The sequence below is a fragment of the Kribbella sp. NPDC050459 genome (genome assembly GCF_040655315.1).
Classification (GTDB): Bacteria; Actinomycetota; Actinomycetes; order Propionibacteriales; family Kribbellaceae; genus Kribbella.
In genome coordinates, this window is sequence record NZ_JBFAJQ010000011.1 from 1 (window position 1) to 16,026 (window position 16,026).

Consider the following 16,026-nt stretch of genomic DNA (forward strand, 5'->3'; position numbering starts at 1 on the left):
TCGTGTACCCCCGAAGGGGCCTTACCGCTCGACTTGCATGTGTTAAGCACGCCGCCAGCGTTCGTCCTGAGCCAGGATCAAACTCTCCGTTGAAAAATATGACAAACCAGCAAAGCTGGAGAGCCGACAATCGAAAAGCGATCCTTTGAATCAGAAACAAAACCATCAACTGGCTTGTCATCCGTAATAATTTCAAAGGAATCCATCCACAGACAAACAACAACCCACACCCCAAGATCAAAGACCCAGGGCTAGGAGAGTCATTCAACGCCTGTGGACAGGGTTAATGCATCTTTCGGCATTGACTTTCGGCACGCTGTTGAGTTCTCAAGAACCGGACGCACACCGCGCTTCGCACTCTCGTCCGAAGCTCCGGGGCAACCCGCCAAACTTTACTGTTCCGGTCCGAGCCGGTCAAATCGGCTCTTTTCGATCCAGTCTCCCTACACGACTCAACGTCCGAAACCCGCCAAGGCGTGTTTCAGCTTCCGAGAACTTCAGGGAGTTTGCCGGAGCGACCGGCCGCTTTCGCGTCCCGCTTCGCTCCAACAGGAAGAACACTACTGGCATTCCGGGTTCAGAACCTAATCGGGGTCCGGGTCCCTCTGGTCACGCCGCTCCGCACGGCCGGAGCGCCGGTCCGCCGCCGGCTTCACGACGAAGGCCATCCCCGTGCCCCAGCGAGTAAGCCGGCGCCTGCAACTGCTCATCGGTCGGCGGATCAGGGCGCTCGACCCTCAGCCGGGTACCCGGGAGCATCGGTACACCGAGGCGGCGGCGAACGCGCGACGGTGAGTAGCCCCGCACAGTTCGGCGCCACAGGAAGTGACCGGGCCGGCGGCCGGGTTGGGTAGGTGCACGCAGGACGGGGTTCGGCCACGCCACTTGACGGTTGGTCGCCGACAGGCGCTCGCGAGCGCCAGCTTGCAGATCGCCGGCGGCACTCCGGCGATAGCCCGAAACTCTCCGGCGCCGGCCGGGAGCAGATGCACCGCGCTAAGCGGAGGTGGGTGGATGCGCGCGGAGCAGGTTCACGGAGCAGGTTCACGGAACACGGAGCAGGTGCACGGAACACGGAACAGGTCCGCAGAGCACGGAGCAGGTCCGCTGAGGAGCAGGTGGGCTGAGGAGCGCGGCGATGATGTAGGCGGCTCGGAGTACGCGTGGGCTGATTGCCTGCAGCGTTCACCCTCGCGGCAGCCGGAAGGCCGGTCGAGCGGGTGCTCGGCCGGCCTTCCGGGAGGGGTGTTGCGGGTTACTTGGTGCCGAAGACCTGGAGTTCGGTCATGTCGGTGAACTGGCAGCCGCCGAAGGCGCCGGCCGGGCAGTTGTTCTGGAAGTCCGGGACCTGCGGGCTGAGCATCCAGAAGCGGACGTACTGGACGCCGGTGGTGTTGCCGGTCGGCGTGACCAGGTTGTACTTGCCGCGGTTGGTGGCGTCGAAGGTGCCCTCGGCCGCGGTGGCCCAGGTGGTGCCGTCGGCCGAGGTCTGGATCCGGTACTGGCCGGTCGAGGCACTGCCCGGGTCGCCGCAGGTGTTGGACGGGTCGACGTTGAACGCGCTGACGGTGACCGACGCCGGCAGCTTGATGTCGACGTACTTCGGCACCATCTGGTTGGTCGGGGTGCCGTTGTCGTCACCGGTGGTGCTGCCCCAGCCGGTGCCCTGTGCGTTGTCGATCGCACCGCCCGGGCCGCAGTTGAAGGAGCTGAAGTCCGGTCCGTTGAAGTCGACGACCGAACCGCCGCCGGACGCGGCCGCCCAGTTGCGGCGCGGCGCGAAGTTCGCCTTGCTGCCCGCGGAGACCTTGACGGACTGGACGATCAGCTCGTAGCCCGGCGCGGACACGACGATCTTCGGGTACGTGCCGGGTGCCACGTTGCTGATGCTGTAGTTGCCGGCAGCATCCGTGGTGCCCGCGTAGTCGCCGGCGTAACCGGACGAGTGACCGCCGACGTAGACGAGCGCGCCGGCCACCGGAGCGCCGGTGTCCTTGTCGGTCACCGTGCCGCTGAGGGTCGTGGTGGCGCCTGTCGGCGGCTTGTGGAAGTCCTCGGCCGGGAAGGCGTCGCCGCCGTCCACGACACCGGCGTACCAGCCCATGCCGCGGTTGGCGAACACGGTCCAGATGACGTCGGCGTTCTTGCCGCCGCTGGCGACCAGGTCGGCCTGGACGACCGCGTTGCGCATGTCGAGCATCGTCGGGTCGTTCGGCGACAGCTCCATCGCGCGGGTGATGATGCTCATCGCGTAGCTACGGCCGAAGCGCTCGCGCAGGTCCCACAGGGTCTGTGCCCAGACCTCGCCGGAGGCGTGGACCTCGGGCGTGCCGCCGATGGTCGGGAAGTCGGCGTAGGTGTAGCCGCCCTTCGAACCGTCGGGCTGGACGCAGTTCGGGCTGACCGCCTTCACCCGGCAGTCGATCGCCTGGGTGCGGAACAGCTCGCCGTGCGACACGTACTTGCCCTCGAGGACCTCGCCCGCAGCGGTGGTGTCCTTCTCCAGGCCGTGCGAGACCAGGTAGTCCATCGCGTAGAAGTCGCTCCACGCCTCGCCCATCGAGCCGGCCTGAATGCTGTTCAGCGTGGAGTTGCCGGTGGCGTCGACGACCAGGCGGTTCGACAGACCGTGGGTGTACTCGTGGTACAGGATGCTGGCGTCGTTCGCGCCGCTGGACGGGACCCACGGGTCCTGCTCGTCGGTCGCGCCCGGCTGGTGCCACAGGTACATCTGCATGGTCGGCGGGGTGCCGTCCGGCGGGGTCGACATGTTCGCGTTGTCGATGTGGTTGGCGTCCGGGCCGCCGTTCGCGGCGGTGGCCGCGCCGTCCAGCGCGTTCAGCAGTACCGGGTCACCGCCCGCGGCGTCGAACGAGCCGGCCGCCGGGGTGAAGCTGATCGGCGCCTTCGCCAGCCAGTCGTGGAAGTTGCTGGCCAGGTAGAACGCGTTGGTGACGTCCTGGTTCATGTTCGTCTTCCAGGAGTCCGGCTTCGCCGGGTCCCAGGTGCAGATGTACGACGTGGAGCAGAACGAGGACGCGCTCTGGAACGGGGTCAGCTTGTACTCGGCGCCGGTCTTGGTGCCGGGCACCTTGACCGTCTCGCCGCCGTTCGGCTGGTTGTCGTCGTTGACGTCCGCCCAGGCCGCGACCGACGTACCGTCGAGGAGGGTCTTCGCGTTCTTGGGCAGCCACTTGTTGTAGATCAGGTTCTCGACCCGCTGGGTGCCGCCCTTGGGCGCGCCCGGGTAGTTGTCCTGGACCAGCGCGTCGCCGTTGCCCTCGCTGACCAGGTCCTTGCGGTACAGCGTGGCGCCGGTCTGGGCGTCGACGACGTGGCTGTAGATCTTGGTGCCGCCGGAGTTCGTGTAGGTCAGCCAGCCCTTGCGCAGACCGTCGGCGGTGTGGAACCACACCTGCTTGGCGGTGTCGCCGTTGCTGAACTTCGTGCTGACGCCGGACGTGCTCGCGGTCGCGGACTTCGCGCTGCCGCCGACGTCCTTGACCGCGGCGCTGCGCGCGCCCTCCGCCGAAACCTTCGGCGTGGCCGCGGCGGACCGGGACTGCGCGGCGGTGGTCAGGCCGGAGACCGGCGAGCCCATCACGGAGATCAACTGGCCCGTCTTGGTGACGTTGGCCTTGAGGCCGTTGCCGAACACCTCGACGCCGTCGACCACCTGGGTCCAGAAGATGTGGTGGGTGCCGAGGTCGTCGACGTAATCCTTGCGCAGCTTCAGCGTGCCGAGGTCGGCGTCGGAGAGCTTGAAGATCTCCGGATGCGCCTTGACGTAGCCGAGGGCAACGTCCGTGGCCTTCTTGGCGCTCTTGCCGGTGAGGAAGCCGTTCAGCTTGGTGACCTGGGCCGGGGTGCCGGTGTTCGGGTCGACCTCGACGACACCCTGGGTGCCGAGCGAGTCGCGGAACTTCTTCGCGGCTGCGGTCTCCTTGCCCTCGACCTTGGCGGAACGGGCATAGGTGGTGCGGGCGTTCGGCGTCCGGGCGTCGTAGTTGCCCTTCCGCTCCTTGCCGGCGTCCTGCTTCTCGGTCTGCGCGGGCTTCTTGCCCTCGGCACCGGCCGTCTGTGCGGCGTCCGCCCCAGCGGCGGTCATCGCCAGCACAGTGGCGGCAGCGGAGACGGCGGAGACTGCCAGGAGCCCCCGCCCTCTGCGTGATGTTGTCACAGCAAATCTCCATGGAGTTCGTGTCTGCGGGTCGCCATCCACGACCCGTCCCGGGGGCTGACCCTAATTCCGAGGGGGGTTCCGGGGAAGGGAAATCACCGGATTGTCGTGGAGTCGAGGGTTGTCCTTCGTGCTCGGAACAGTACCGCCAGTGATCGGGCCGTTGCACGTAGCCACGACCCGATCACCAACAGTGTTCGTCAGAAGGCTCCGGCGCCGTTCGGCGTACCGAGGCCGGTCGGGCCGTCCCAGCCGGTGCGGGCGTTGCACCACTGGGTCGTCGGGCACGAGCCGTTGCTGCCACTCGTCACGTCGAACAGCGAGCCCGGGTGGGCGTACGGCAACGCGTTCGCGTACCCGGCCGTGTTGCCGGACAGCGCGTAGACCGCCGCGATGATCGGCGCGGCCTCACTCGTCCCGCCGAACTGCGCCCAGGTCGACGCCGTCTTGCTGGTCGGGTAGTAGATCGCCATCCCGCCCTTCGACGGGTCGGCCGCCGCGGACACGTCGGCCATCGCGCGCTTCGAGCAGCCGGTGTCGAACGACGACGCGGCGCTGAGCGCGGTGTTGTACGACGAGCAGCCCGACCCGGCGCCGCTCCACACGGACTCGCTCCAGCCGCGAGAGTTGCTGGCGGCAACCAACGACGTACCGCCGACGGCCGTGGTGTACGACGAGGACGCCGGGTAGCTGCCGCCCTGGTAGCCGTTGTCACCGGTCGACGCGGTGACCGCGATGCCCGGGTGGTTGTAGTAGCTGCCGTACGTCGCGTCGGACGCGTCGCCGCCGCCGTAGCTGTTGGAGATGGCAACGACACCCGGCTGCTTGGACGCCGTCACGACCGCGGTGCCGAGGTCGGCGAAGCTCGCCGAGTTGGCCTGGACGACGACGATCTTGGCGTCCGGCGCCGCGGCCGAGACCGCGTCGACGTCGAGCGCCTGCTCACCGGCCCAGCCGGCGTTGAACCGCGGCAGCGACGTCCCGCCGGTCTGGTTGATGATCCGCAGGCAGCCGTTGGCCGTCGTACACGCCGACAGCCCGAACTGCGACCGGTAGACACCGAGGTCGCGCTCCAGGTTCGGGTAGCCGTACGCGTCGACGATGGCGACCGTCCGGCCGCCGGCGCTCAGGCCGTTCAGCTTGTACGCGTCCCGCAGGCCGCTCGGCGTCAGGCCGGTCGACGGCGGTGTGGTGGACGCGGGCGCTACGCCCTTGTCGTTCACCAGCTTGATCGCGTCGCAGACCGCGGTGTGCGCGGCCGTGGTTGCCGAGCAGACCTTGGCGGCGTGCTTCCCGGCGGTGTACGAGGTCGGGGCCGCTGCGGCTCCCGTTGCGGTCAGTCCGACGACGGCGAGTGCACCGGCGCTCAGGGCGGACACGAGAATCCCTTGCCTCAACTGGACTCCTCGAGTTTCGGCAGGCCTCCGCGTCGCGGTCCCGTGCGGCCGGTGGGCGGAGGCCGGCGTGATTGGGGGTGATCGCATCGTGCGCCCGCCGGACCGCGGATGCCAGCGATCGGACCGCTGACAAATGTCATGGGCGGATCCATGACACCCGCCCCGGCGGACACCGTTTTCGCGCTTGATCGTTGGCCCCGCGACCGTTCGCGCCGCAGTGAAGGTTTCCCCGTGAGTTTCCCGGCGCCCGACCCTTGACACCGTTTCACCCCGCAGGACTATGCTCCGGAGAAATCGATTTCCCGCGAGAGAGGTCCGCTCATGGATCACCCCCCGCTCAGTCGGCGACGGTTCCTCCAAGCCACCGGAGGTACGGCGCTCGCCGCCTCGCTGGCCGCCTGCGGAGGTGGCGGCAGTGGGGGCGGCGGCTCGTCCACCAAGGAGCTGTCGTTCGTCTACATGGGCACGGCCGAGCAGCAGGCGACCTGGAACAAGCTGTTCGCGAAGTTCACCGAGCAGCACCCGGAGATCAAGCTCAAGGCCGAGGGCATCCCGCTGTCGAACTGGGGCGACTTCTTCAACAAGCTCTCCACCCGGATCGCCGGCGGCCAGGTGCCGGACGTCATCCAGATCGCCACCGAGGGCCAGCGGCTGTTCGCGTCCAAGGGCCTGCTCGCGCCGCTCGACGACTACATCAAGAAGGACCAGTCGACGATCGACGAGTACTACGGCGACATGGACCCGAACCTGATCGAGTGGGACAAGAAGTACGCCTCCACCGACGGCAAGACGTACTACCTGCCGGGCGAGTTCAACACGATGTGCATGTGGTACTCGAAGGAGCTGTTCGCGAAGGCCGGCGTGCCGGAGCCGAGCGCGCAGTGGACCTGGGACGACTTCCGGCACGCGTGCGAGCAGATCAAGGCGAAGACCGGCGCCTTCGGGTACGCCGCCGGGCCGGAGTACTTCGCGGCGATCATGCCGTGGCTGCTCACGAACGGCACCAGCAGCTTCAGCGAGGACTGGTCGACGCCGACGTACGACGACCCGAAGGTGATCGAGGCGGCGGAGTTCAACCGGAAGCTGGTGGCGGACAAGCTGTCGCCGGCGCCCGGCGGCACGTTCGACGCGACCACCGCGGCGGCGCAGGGCAAGCTGGCGATGTTCGGCGGCGGCCGCTGGCCGATCATCAGTATCCGGAACCTGAAGGCGACCGCGAAGATGGGCATCGTTCCGTGGCCCACGAAGGTCGGGCAGGGCTCGCCGGTCGGCTGGAACGGCTACCCGATCCTGAAGGCGTCGAAGAAGAAGGACGACGCCTGGACGTTCATCAAGTTCCTGATCTCCAAGGAAGGGTCGTCGACGTTCGCCCAGCTCGGGGGCACCATCGTCCCGGCGCGCAAGTCGATCGCGAACAGCCAGTCGTTCCTCACCGACGCGCCGAAGGGGACCGAGTACCTGTACCGGGCGCTCAGCTACGCGACCCCGATCCCGTCGCCGGACAAGGGCGCCGCGATCCAGCGGGCGATCGAGGACGGCTGGAAGCAGGTCCTGACCGGCAACGCCGCGCCGGCCGACGCGCTCGGCAAGGCGCAGACCACGCTGGAGGGATTGGTCTGAAACCCCAACGTCGCGACTGGCTGCCGGGCTACCTGTTCATCAGCCCGGCAGTCCTGTTGTTCGTGGTCTTCGTGGCCGGGCCCCTGGTCGCCGCCTTTGCGCTCAGCCTCTTCCACTGGGATTTGCTGAGTACGCCGGAATTCGCCGGCCTGGACAACTTCAAGCAACTCGTGACCGACGGCGCCACTGTCCGCGCCGTGATCAACACGTTCGTCTTCGCGCTGGCCTCGGTGGTTACCCATATCGGGATCGGGATGCTGCTCGCGCTCGGCGTCCACCGGACGATGACGCGCGGAACGAAGTACTTCGTCAGAACCGCCTATTTCTTCCCGTTCCTGGTGTCGTGGGCCGCGGTCGCACTGATCTGGAAGTACGTCCTGGACCCGGCCTTCGGACTGGCGAACTACTACCTCTCGTCGACGACGAACTGGCTGGCCTCGCCGACGTGGGCGCTGCCGACGCTGATCGCCGTCGACTGGTGGCACACGATCGGGTACACGTTCATCATCCTGCTGGCCGGCCTGCAGACCGTGCCGGCGCAACTGCACGAGGCGGCCCGGGTGGACGGCGCGAACGCGTGGTGGCGGTTCTGGGGCGTGACACTGCCGGTGATGTCGCCGACGATCTTCTTCGCCACCGTGATCACCTTCATCGGCGCATTCCAGATCTTCGACCCGATGGTGATCATGACCCAGGGCGGCCCGGACGGCGCGACCCGCAGCATCGTGCAATACACCTACGAGAAGGGCTTCCAGTCCTTCGAGGTCGGGTACGCCGCGGCGCTGTCGCTCGTGCTGTTCGTGGTGATCATGGTCGTCACCGGCCTGCAGTTCCGCCTGTCGCGCCGGTGGGTACACCAGTGAAGGGGAAGCTGCTCGACCTCGTGCTGGTGCTCGGCGGCGTGGTGATGATCGCGCCGCTGGTGTGGCTGGTCGTGAACGCGTTGTCGGAGCCGATCGACGCGTTCCAGTTGCCGCCGCGGTGGATTCCGCGGCCGCCGACGCTGCAGAACTTCGAGCAGGTTCCGGACCTGATCCCGTTCGCGCAGATGGCGTGGAACAGCCTGCAGATCGCGGTTCTCACGACCGCCGGCGCGTTGCTGACCAGCGCGCTGGCGGCGTACGCGTTCAACCGGCTGCGGTTCCCCGGGCGGGACCAGATCTTCTCGGTGCTGCTGGCGGCGCTGGTGGTGCCGGTGCAGCTCACCGTCGTACCGATCTTCATCATGATGCGCTGGCTGCACCTCGTGGACACGACTGTGGCGATCTGGTTGCCGGCGCTGGTGAACGTGTTCGGGATCTTCTTCCTGCGCCAGTACATCGCGTCGATCCCGCGCGAGCTGGACGAGGCGGCGATCATGGACGGCGCCGGGCACTTCTGGATCCTGTTCCGCGTCATCCTGCCGCTGGCGCGGCCCGGGCTCACCGCGCTCGGGATCTTCGTGTTCGAGGCGTCGTGGAACAACTTCTTCTGGCCGTACATCTTCCTGTCGTCCCCGGAGAAGATGACCCTTCCGGTCGGCCTGGTCTCGCTGCAGGGCGCGGTCGGCGGCGGCCCAGCCGTCGTACTGTTCGCCGCCATCACCCTGGTCGTCCTGCCGATCCTCGTGCTGTTCCTGATCTTCCAGCGTTCCTTCATCGCGTCGATCGCGTCGACTGGCCTGCGCGCATGACCTACTTACCTCGGGCCTTCAAGGCTCTGTGGCACGAGCTCCCGGTGCTGGTTGCCGCAGGAGTCCTGGTCTGTCTGTCCTCCGGCCTCGTCGTCCTCGTCAGCCCCGGCCTGTCCCCGATCAGCCTTCTGCTCGGCGCCCTGCTGGTCGGACCGGCGTGGGCAGCCGTGACCGCGACGACCGACTCCATCGTCCGGGACGATCGCGGAGGCGTCCTGCTCCTACTCCAGAACCTCAAGCGTCACGTCCTGGCCGGCCTCGAGGTCGCCTGTGTGCCGGCGGTCGTCGCCGCGCTGGCGCTGCTCAACTGGCAGCTCAGTTCCAGCGCGGTCTTCGCGATCCCACTGGCTGTCAGCGGTTGCGCGACTGTGCTCGCAGTGCTCGGCTCCTGTCACGCCTTTAGCCTGCGCGTGACCACGGGGCTGCGCGGTAAAGCGCTGTGGCTTACGGCGCTGCACCTGGTAGCACGAGCCCCGCTGGTGCCCCTCGGCGTACTCGCACTGGCCTTTGTCGCCTTGCTCCTCGGCACCTCCGTGACCGCGTCACTACTTCTGCTCGCCCCCGGTCCGGTGGCGTTGTTCGCCTCCGCCGGTACATGGACGGAGAAACATGCACTACACCGGTGACAACCTTCGACACTTCGCGCTCCCGCTGGGAGGTCTCGGCACCGGCACCGTCGCGCTGGCCGGCAACGGTGCGCTGCGGCAGTGGCAGCTGCACAACATCGGCAACCATGAGGGCCACGTGCCGGACAGCTTCTTCGCACTCCGCCTGTCCCGCGTGGAACCTCCGCTGGATGCAATCCGCCTCCTCCAAGGTCCACCGTCCGAGCCCACCGACACCCAGCTGGTCACCGACGACGTAGTCCCGACTGCGGAGCGCCGACTGCAGGAGGTGATCCAGCCGATCGGCCCGACCAAGGTCACCGCGACGTATCCACAGGCACATGTGGACTACGAGACGGACCTGCCGATCGAGGTCGCCCTGGACGTCTTCAACCCGCTGGTGCCGTCCGACGCCGCGGCCAGCTCGCAGCCCGTCGTCGGGTTCACGTTCACGCTGCACAACCCGGGCGAGATCGCCATCCACGGCAAGCTGGCCGGCGCGCTGCAGAACTCGGTCGGCTGGGACGGCGTCACACCCATCGACGGGGTAGCGAACAGCGGGTACGGCGGTAACACGGACCGCGTCCGGCACGCAGCCAACTGGACCTACCTGGTGCTCGAGAACGCCACGCTGCCTATCGACCACCCCGGATCAGGGCAACTGGTGCTTGCCACTGACAGCCCGGGACTGGTGTGTGCACAGTGGGCTCGGGCCGAGGAGCTGGTTGCCTTTCTCAACGGGCCGGTGACGCCGGCGGCCGGTGCCAGTGCGCCAGGGAGCACCTGGAACGGTGGGCTGGCCGTCCCGTTCAACCTCCAGCCCGGCGAGACGACGCAGGTCCGGTTCCTGATCGCGTGGCACTTCCCGAACCGATATGTCGACTTCAACCAGTTCGGCCCGCACCCGGAGTACGGTCACAGTCGCTTCTGGCTGGGCAACGCGTACACCCGCCGGACGCCGGACGCCGTGGCCGCGGCCGACTCCTTCATCGCCAACTGGTCCGAGCTGCACGCGCAGACCACAGCGTGGACCGAGGCGTTCGAGTCGAGCACCCTGCCCGGCGAGACCGGCCCGCGGCTCGCTGCGCTCGTGGCCGACGTACGGAGTCCAACCGTGTTCCAGACCGCGGCCGGCGACGTACTGGGCTTCGAAGGTGTGCTCGGTGCGTCCACAGCGATGTGGGGCGGGCGGTACGGCGGCTCGTGTCCGCTCAACTGCACGCACGTGTGGAATTACGAGCAGACGCTCTCGCGCCTCTTCCCGTCGCTCGAGCAGAACATGCGTGACACGGAGTACGACGTCATGCAGGCGCCGGAGGGCTACATCCCGCACCGGGTTCGCGCACCGCTCTACATGAAGCAGCTGTGGGACGTGGTGATCGGCGGCCCGGAGGAGCCAGCACTGGACGGCATGCTCGGCGCCGTGCTCAAGACATACCGTGAGGTGCGCCAAGGAGCCGGTCTGGGCTGGCTGCGCAGTCGCTGGCCCAACGTCGTACGCCTGCTCGACCACATCCACGGCAAGTGGCTGCAGGACGGCGTACTACGTGGCATCCAGCCCAGCACGCACGACATCGACCTGTGTGGCGTCAACTCGTTCATGGGCACGCTGTGGCTGGCCGCGCTGCGTGCTGCTGAGGAGATGGCGGTGCTGCTCGGCGAGGACGCCAAGGAGTACCGCAGCCTGTTCGACGCGGGCAGCACGGCGTACGACGAGCTGCTGTTCACCGGCGAGTACTACCGGCAGATCCTGGACCCGGACGAGACCCGCGACTTCCAGTGGGGCGACGGCTGCCTGGCGGACCAGCTGATCGGTCAGTGGTGGGCACACCAACTCGACCTCGGCCATCTGCTCCCGGAGGACCACGTCCGTACGGCGCTCCGCAACGTCGTCCGGCACAACCTGCGGACCGGGTTCCACGACTTCGAGCACCCGTACCGCGTCTTCGCCGACGGCGACGACACCGGCCTCCTGATGTGCACCTGGCCGCACGGCGGTCGCCCCGACGTACCCACGCGGTACTGCGACGAGGTCTGGACCGGCTCGGAGTACCAAGTCGCCGCGCACTGCCTCTACGAAGGCCTCACCGACGAGGGCATGTCCATCCTGCAGGGCCTCTGGGCCAGGTACGACGGCACCCGCCGCAACCCGTTCAACCCCATCGAATGCGGCGACCACTACATCCGCAACGCGGCCGGCTGGTCCGTCCTGGAAGCCCTGACCGGCTACCGCTACAACGCAATCACCAAGACCATCACCTTCGCCCCACTCGACCTGGCCCGCACAACGGAGTCCTGGAGCACCCCCTTCGTCACCAACACCGGCTGGGCCACCGCCACCTACGCCTCAGGCGCACTCACCGTCACCTGCCAAGCCGGCCACCTCGACCTGCGAACCATCACGGTCGACAGCGCCGCCTACCCGATCGACGCCCCGATCGTGCCCGGAAAACCCTTGGTGATCCCGACAACCTGACCCCTACCGTCGAGGCATGTCCCTCGTCGACCGTGCCGAAGCGCTGCAGGCCGAGGCCCAGGCTCTCTACCGGGCCCTGGACCTCGGCACCGCCTTCCCCTGGCAGCCGGTCCTGATCGGCAGCGCCCTCTCCGGCCTGATGGTCGACCGCGACCTCGACGTCATGTTCGATTCCCCCGACGCGAACGCCGCAACCATCCTGAACGGCCTGATCACCCTGGACCGTCGAGTACCACTGCGCGCAGTCGACTTCCGCGACGAGCGCGCCGACCGCCGCCCGACCCCGGCCCTCACCGACGAACGGTTCTACGCAGTCCTGCACACCGAAACCTGGAAGATCGACCTGACCTTCTGGCTCCATGTCGTCCCCCGACCCCACGTCGCGGAGGCGCTGCGGCTGACGAACGCGACCGCCGACCAGAAGCGGGAGATCCTGCGTCGCAAGGACGCGGACCCCGACCGGGACAGCTCGGCGATCTACGCCGCCGTGCTCGGGGCATGAGGGAGCGCCGGCCGTCCGGCAACGCCACCGGACGGTCGGCACTCGTTCAGAGGAGTCCGAGTTCTGCGGACTCTTGGTCGGTGAAGAGGCGGGAGCGGATCAGGAAGCGGATGCCTTCGGGGGCCTCCACCGAGAAGCCGCTGCCTCGGCCTTTCACCACGTCGACGGTGAGCTGGGTGTGCTTCCAGTACTCGTACTGGTTCGCGGACATCCAGAAGCCGATCGGCTTCTGCACGCCGTCGACGACCAGGTCACCGAGATGCACGTCCGCCGACCCCGTACGAAATTCCCCGTCCGGGTAGCACATCGGCGCGCTGCCGTCGCAGCAGCCACCGGACTGGTGGAACATCAGCGGACCGTGCATCCCGGTCAGGCGGCGCAACCACTGCGCCGCCTCGTCGGTGAGCAGTACCTTCGCCACCACGGGCTCAGAAGAACCCGAGCTTCGAAGGGCTGTAGCTGACCAGCAGGTTCTTGGTCTGCTGGTAGTGGTCGAGCATCATCTTGTGGTTCTCGCGGCCGATGCCGGAGTTCTTGTACCCGCCGAACGCCGCGTGCGCCGGGTACGCGTGGTAGTTGTTCGTCCAGACCCGCCCGGCCTGGATCTCCCGGCCGGCCCGGTACGCCGTGTTGATGTCGCGCGACCAGACCCCCGCGCCGAGGCCGTACAGCGTGTCGTTGGCGATCTTCATCGCGTCGGCGTAGTCGTCGAACCTGGTCACCGCGACGACCGGGCCGAAGATCTCCTCCTGGAAGATCCGCATCTTGTTGTCGCCCTCGAAGACCGTCGGCTGGATGTAGTACCCGCCGGCCAGGTCCCCGCCGAGCTCCGCGGGACCGCCGCCGATGAGCACCCGGGCGCCCTCTTCCTTGCCGATCCCGATGTAGGCGAGGATCTTCTCGTACTGGTCGTTGCTCGCCTGCGCGCCCATCATCGTGTCGGTGTCGAGCGGGTTGCCGAGCTTGATCGCCTGGGTGCGCCCGACAGCGTCGGTCAGGAACGAGTCGTAGATCGACGACTGGATCAGCGCCCGCGACGGGCAGGTGCAGACCTCGCCCTGGTTGAGCGCGAACATCGTGAAGCCCTCGAGCGCCTTGTCGTAGAAGTCGTCCCGGGTGGACGCGACGTCGGCGAAGAACACGTTCGGGCTCTTGCCGCCGAGCTCGAGCGTCACCGGGATGATGTTCTCGGACGCGTACTGCATGATCAGCCGGCCGGTCGTGGTCTCACCAGTGAACGCGACCTTGGCGACTCTGTTGCTCGAGGCAAGCGGTTTGCCGGCCTCGACGCCGAACCCGTTGACGATGTTCACCACACCCGGCGGCAGCAGGTCGTGGATCAGCTCCATCAGCACGTGGATGGAGGCCGGGGTCTGCTCGGCCGGCTTCAGGACGACGGCGTTGCCGGCCGCCAGCGCGGGCGCCAGCTTCCAGACCGCCATCAGGATCGGGAAGTTCCACGGGATGATCTGCGCGACGACGCCGAGCGGCTCGTGGAAGTGGTAGGCGATCGTGTCGTCGTCGATCACCGACACCGAGCCCTCCTGGGCCCGCAGCGCGCCGGCGAAGTACCGGAAGTGGTCGATCGCCAGCGGCAGGTCGGCGGCCAGCGTCTCGCGGACGGCCTTGCCGTTGTCCCAGCTCTCGGCGACCGCGAGCAGTTCGAGGTTGGCCTCGATCCGGTCGGCGATCTTGTTCAGGATGTTCGCCCGCTCGGCCGGCGACGTCCGGCCCCAGCCCGGCGCGGCGCCGTGCGCGGCGTCCAGCGCGGCCTCGACGTCCTCCGCCGTACCGCGGGCGATCTCGGTGAAGTTCTGTCCCGTGACCGGCGTCGGGTTCTCGAAGTACCGGCCTTTGACCGGCGGCACCCATTCGCCGCCGATGTAGTGCTCGTAGCGCGATTTGTACGTGACCGGGCTGCCATCCTGCCCAGGAGCTGCGAAGATCGTCATGGGTCCTCCTTCGGAACCGACGTTGGACGGGACACTAGGCACCGGCACGTTGCACGGACGTTGCAACGCGGAGTGAGGCTGGATGGACGCACCGGAGCAGGCCCGCCGGCTGAGCGGGCTGTACGACGAGGTGCTCGGCGGCGGCCGGGCCGCGGCCGACCCGCGCCCCCTGGTCGCCGCGTCCTGGGAACGCTCACTGGCCGCGGCCGTCGACCCCGAGCTCGACGCGCCGCCGATGGTCCTCGACGAGGGCACCGTCGCCGAACTGCGCGCCGACCATCCGCTGCGCGCCGTGCTGCCGGTGCTGCGGCAGACGCTGACGACGATCGCCGACGAGGCGTCGCACATCATGATCGTCACCGACGCCCACGGGATGATCCTGTGGCGCGAGGGCGCCTCCGAGGTCAAGCGGACGGCCGACCGGATCGCACTGTCGGAGGGCGCGGTGTGGTCGGAGGACCAGATCGGCACCAACGGGATGGGGACGGCGCTCGCGGTCGGCGAGCCGGTCCAGATCCACTCGGCCGAGCACCTGGTCCGCCGGATTCACGAATGGACGTGTGCGGCCGCGCCGGTTCACGACCCCGACACCGGCAGACTGCTCGGCGCGGTCGACGTCTCCGGTCCGCTGCGGACGGTGCACCCCGCGATGGTCGCGCTGGTGACCGCGGCTGCCCAGCTCGCCGAGGGCCAGTTGAAGGTCCGGATGGCCGCCGCCGACGAGATGCTGCGGGCGCGCAACATGCGGCACCTGATGGCGCTCGGCGACGCGCCCGGCGCATTGCTGACCCCGACCGGCCGCGTCCTCGCCGTCCAGCCGCTCGAATGGTTGCCCGATCGCCTCGTCGTACCGGAAGGCGCCGACCGGATCGATCTCGGCGACGGGCGCGAGGGCCTGGTCGAGCGGCTCGACGAGGGCTACCTGTTGCGCATGCCCGGTACGCCGGTTCGCCGTACGCGGCCGTCCTTGCGATTGAAGCTGCTCGGCTCGGGCCAGCCGATCGCGGTCGTGGGCGGCCGCGAGATCGCGCTCACGTTGCGGCGCGCCGAAGTCCTCGCACTGTTGTTACTGCAGCCGACCGGGCTGACCGCCGAGCAGCTGATGCTCCAGCTCTACGGCGACGAGGGCAACCCGACCACGGTCCGCGCCGAGATGCACCGGCTGCGGAACCTCCTCGGCGGCGGCGTCCTGGACACCAAGCCGTACCGCATCGCCGCGGATGTCAGCGGCGACGTCACCGAGGTGCACACCGCGCTCCGCAACGGCGACCTCCACAAGGCCCTCGCGTCGTACGCCGGCCCGCTGCTCGCCCGGTCCGAAGCTCCGGCGCTGCGCTCCGAGCGCGACGAACTCGACGCCACGCTCCGCCGCGCCGTCCTCGACACCGGCGACCCCGAACTCCTGTGGCGTTTCGCGCAGACTCCGACCGGCGCCGAGGATCTCGAGGTGTTCGAGACCCTCGACAGCGCGCTGCCCGCGGACGACCCACGCCGCCCGGCGGTCACGGCCCGACTGGCGCGGCTCGTCGATTGAGCGGACACCCACCACTCACCAACCTCCGCCGACAGCCCTCGGTGGTGTCCGGGTGAGCGTGAGCCCGCCCGGACGCCACCGGTTGGTG

11 protein-coding genes and 1 rRNA gene are annotated in these 16,026 nt (G+C 68.2%); 7 read left to right on the top strand and 5 right to left on the bottom strand.

What is annotated here, in order from left to right; all coding sequences use genetic code 11:
- The 3 genes from AB0I12_RS29665 to AB0I12_RS29675 form a co-directional block, all read right to left on the bottom strand.
- Positions 1-93, bottom strand: a 16S ribosomal RNA gene (locus AB0I12_RS29665); the annotation flags it as partial.
- A gap of 1,162 nt (positions 94-1,255) precedes the next feature.
- Positions 1,256-4,108 carry a M36 family metallopeptidase gene (locus AB0I12_RS29670; protein WP_359935649.1) on the bottom strand — a complete coding sequence of 951 codons (2,853 nt, stop codon included), beginning with the start codon at positions 4,106-4,108 and terminating at the stop codon, positions 1,256-1,258.
- A gap of 272 nt (positions 4,109-4,380) precedes the next feature.
- Positions 4,381-5,577, bottom strand: coding sequence for a hypothetical protein (locus tag AB0I12_RS29675; protein ID WP_359935651.1), 1,197 nt, complete (start codon positions 5,575-5,577; stop codon positions 4,381-4,383).
- 321 nt (positions 5,578-5,898) lie between these two features.
- Between AB0I12_RS29675 and AB0I12_RS29680 the strand changes: the two genes are divergently transcribed.
- From AB0I12_RS29680 to AB0I12_RS29705, 6 genes are all read left to right on the top strand, one after another.
- Positions 5,899-7,197: an extracellular solute-binding protein gene (locus AB0I12_RS29680; RefSeq protein ID WP_359935653.1), complete on the top strand. Its 1,299-nt coding sequence runs from the start codon at positions 5,899-5,901 to the stop codon at positions 7,195-7,197.
- Positions 7,198-7,268: 71 nt separating this feature from the next.
- Entirely contained in the window at positions 7,269-8,060 is a 792-nt protein-coding gene (locus tag AB0I12_RS29685; protein ID WP_359935655.1) for a sugar ABC transporter permease, read from the top strand.
- Positions 8,045-8,869 (top strand): carbohydrate ABC transporter permease, encoded by an 825-nt coding sequence (locus AB0I12_RS29690; protein WP_359935657.1) that lies wholly within the window; start codon positions 8,045-8,047, stop codon positions 8,867-8,869. The genes AB0I12_RS29685 and AB0I12_RS29690 overlap by 16 nt, the downstream gene beginning before the upstream one ends.
- Positions 8,866-9,495 (top strand): hypothetical protein, encoded by a 630-nt coding sequence (locus tag AB0I12_RS29695; protein ID WP_359935659.1) that lies wholly within the window; start codon positions 8,866-8,868, stop codon positions 9,493-9,495. The genes AB0I12_RS29690 and AB0I12_RS29695 overlap by 4 nt, the downstream gene beginning before the upstream one ends.
- Complete coding sequence (locus AB0I12_RS29700) at positions 9,479-11,950, top strand: GH116 family glycosyl-hydrolase (RefSeq protein WP_359935661.1); 2,472 nt, start codon at positions 9,479-9,481, stop codon at positions 11,948-11,950. Before AB0I12_RS29695 ends, AB0I12_RS29700 begins: the two co-directional genes overlap by 17 nt.
- A gap of 16 nt (positions 11,951-11,966) precedes the next feature.
- Positions 11,967-12,452, top strand: coding sequence for a hypothetical protein (locus tag AB0I12_RS29705; RefSeq protein ID WP_359935663.1), 486 nt, complete (start codon positions 11,967-11,969; stop codon positions 12,450-12,452).
- A 46-nt stretch (positions 12,453-12,498) separates the two neighbouring features.
- Here the strand turns inward: AB0I12_RS29705 and AB0I12_RS29710 are convergent, their stop codons facing one another.
- Together AB0I12_RS29710 and adh are read right to left on the bottom strand one after the other, a co-directional pair.
- Entirely contained in the window at positions 12,499-12,876 is a 378-nt protein-coding gene (locus AB0I12_RS29710; RefSeq protein WP_359935665.1) for a DUF779 domain-containing protein, read from the bottom strand.
- A 4-nt stretch (positions 12,877-12,880) separates the two neighbouring features.
- Entirely contained in the window at positions 12,881-14,404 is a 1,524-nt protein-coding gene (gene adh, locus AB0I12_RS29715) for an aldehyde dehydrogenase (protein WP_359935667.1), read from the bottom strand.
- An 82-nt stretch (positions 14,405-14,486) separates the two neighbouring features.
- On the opposite strand from adh, the gene AB0I12_RS29720 reads away from it, so the two are divergent.
- Positions 14,487-15,938: a GAF domain-containing protein gene (locus AB0I12_RS29720; RefSeq protein WP_359935669.1), complete on the top strand. Its 1,452-nt coding sequence runs from the start codon at positions 14,487-14,489 to the stop codon at positions 15,936-15,938.
- Positions 15,939-16,026: the final 88 nt, after the last annotated feature.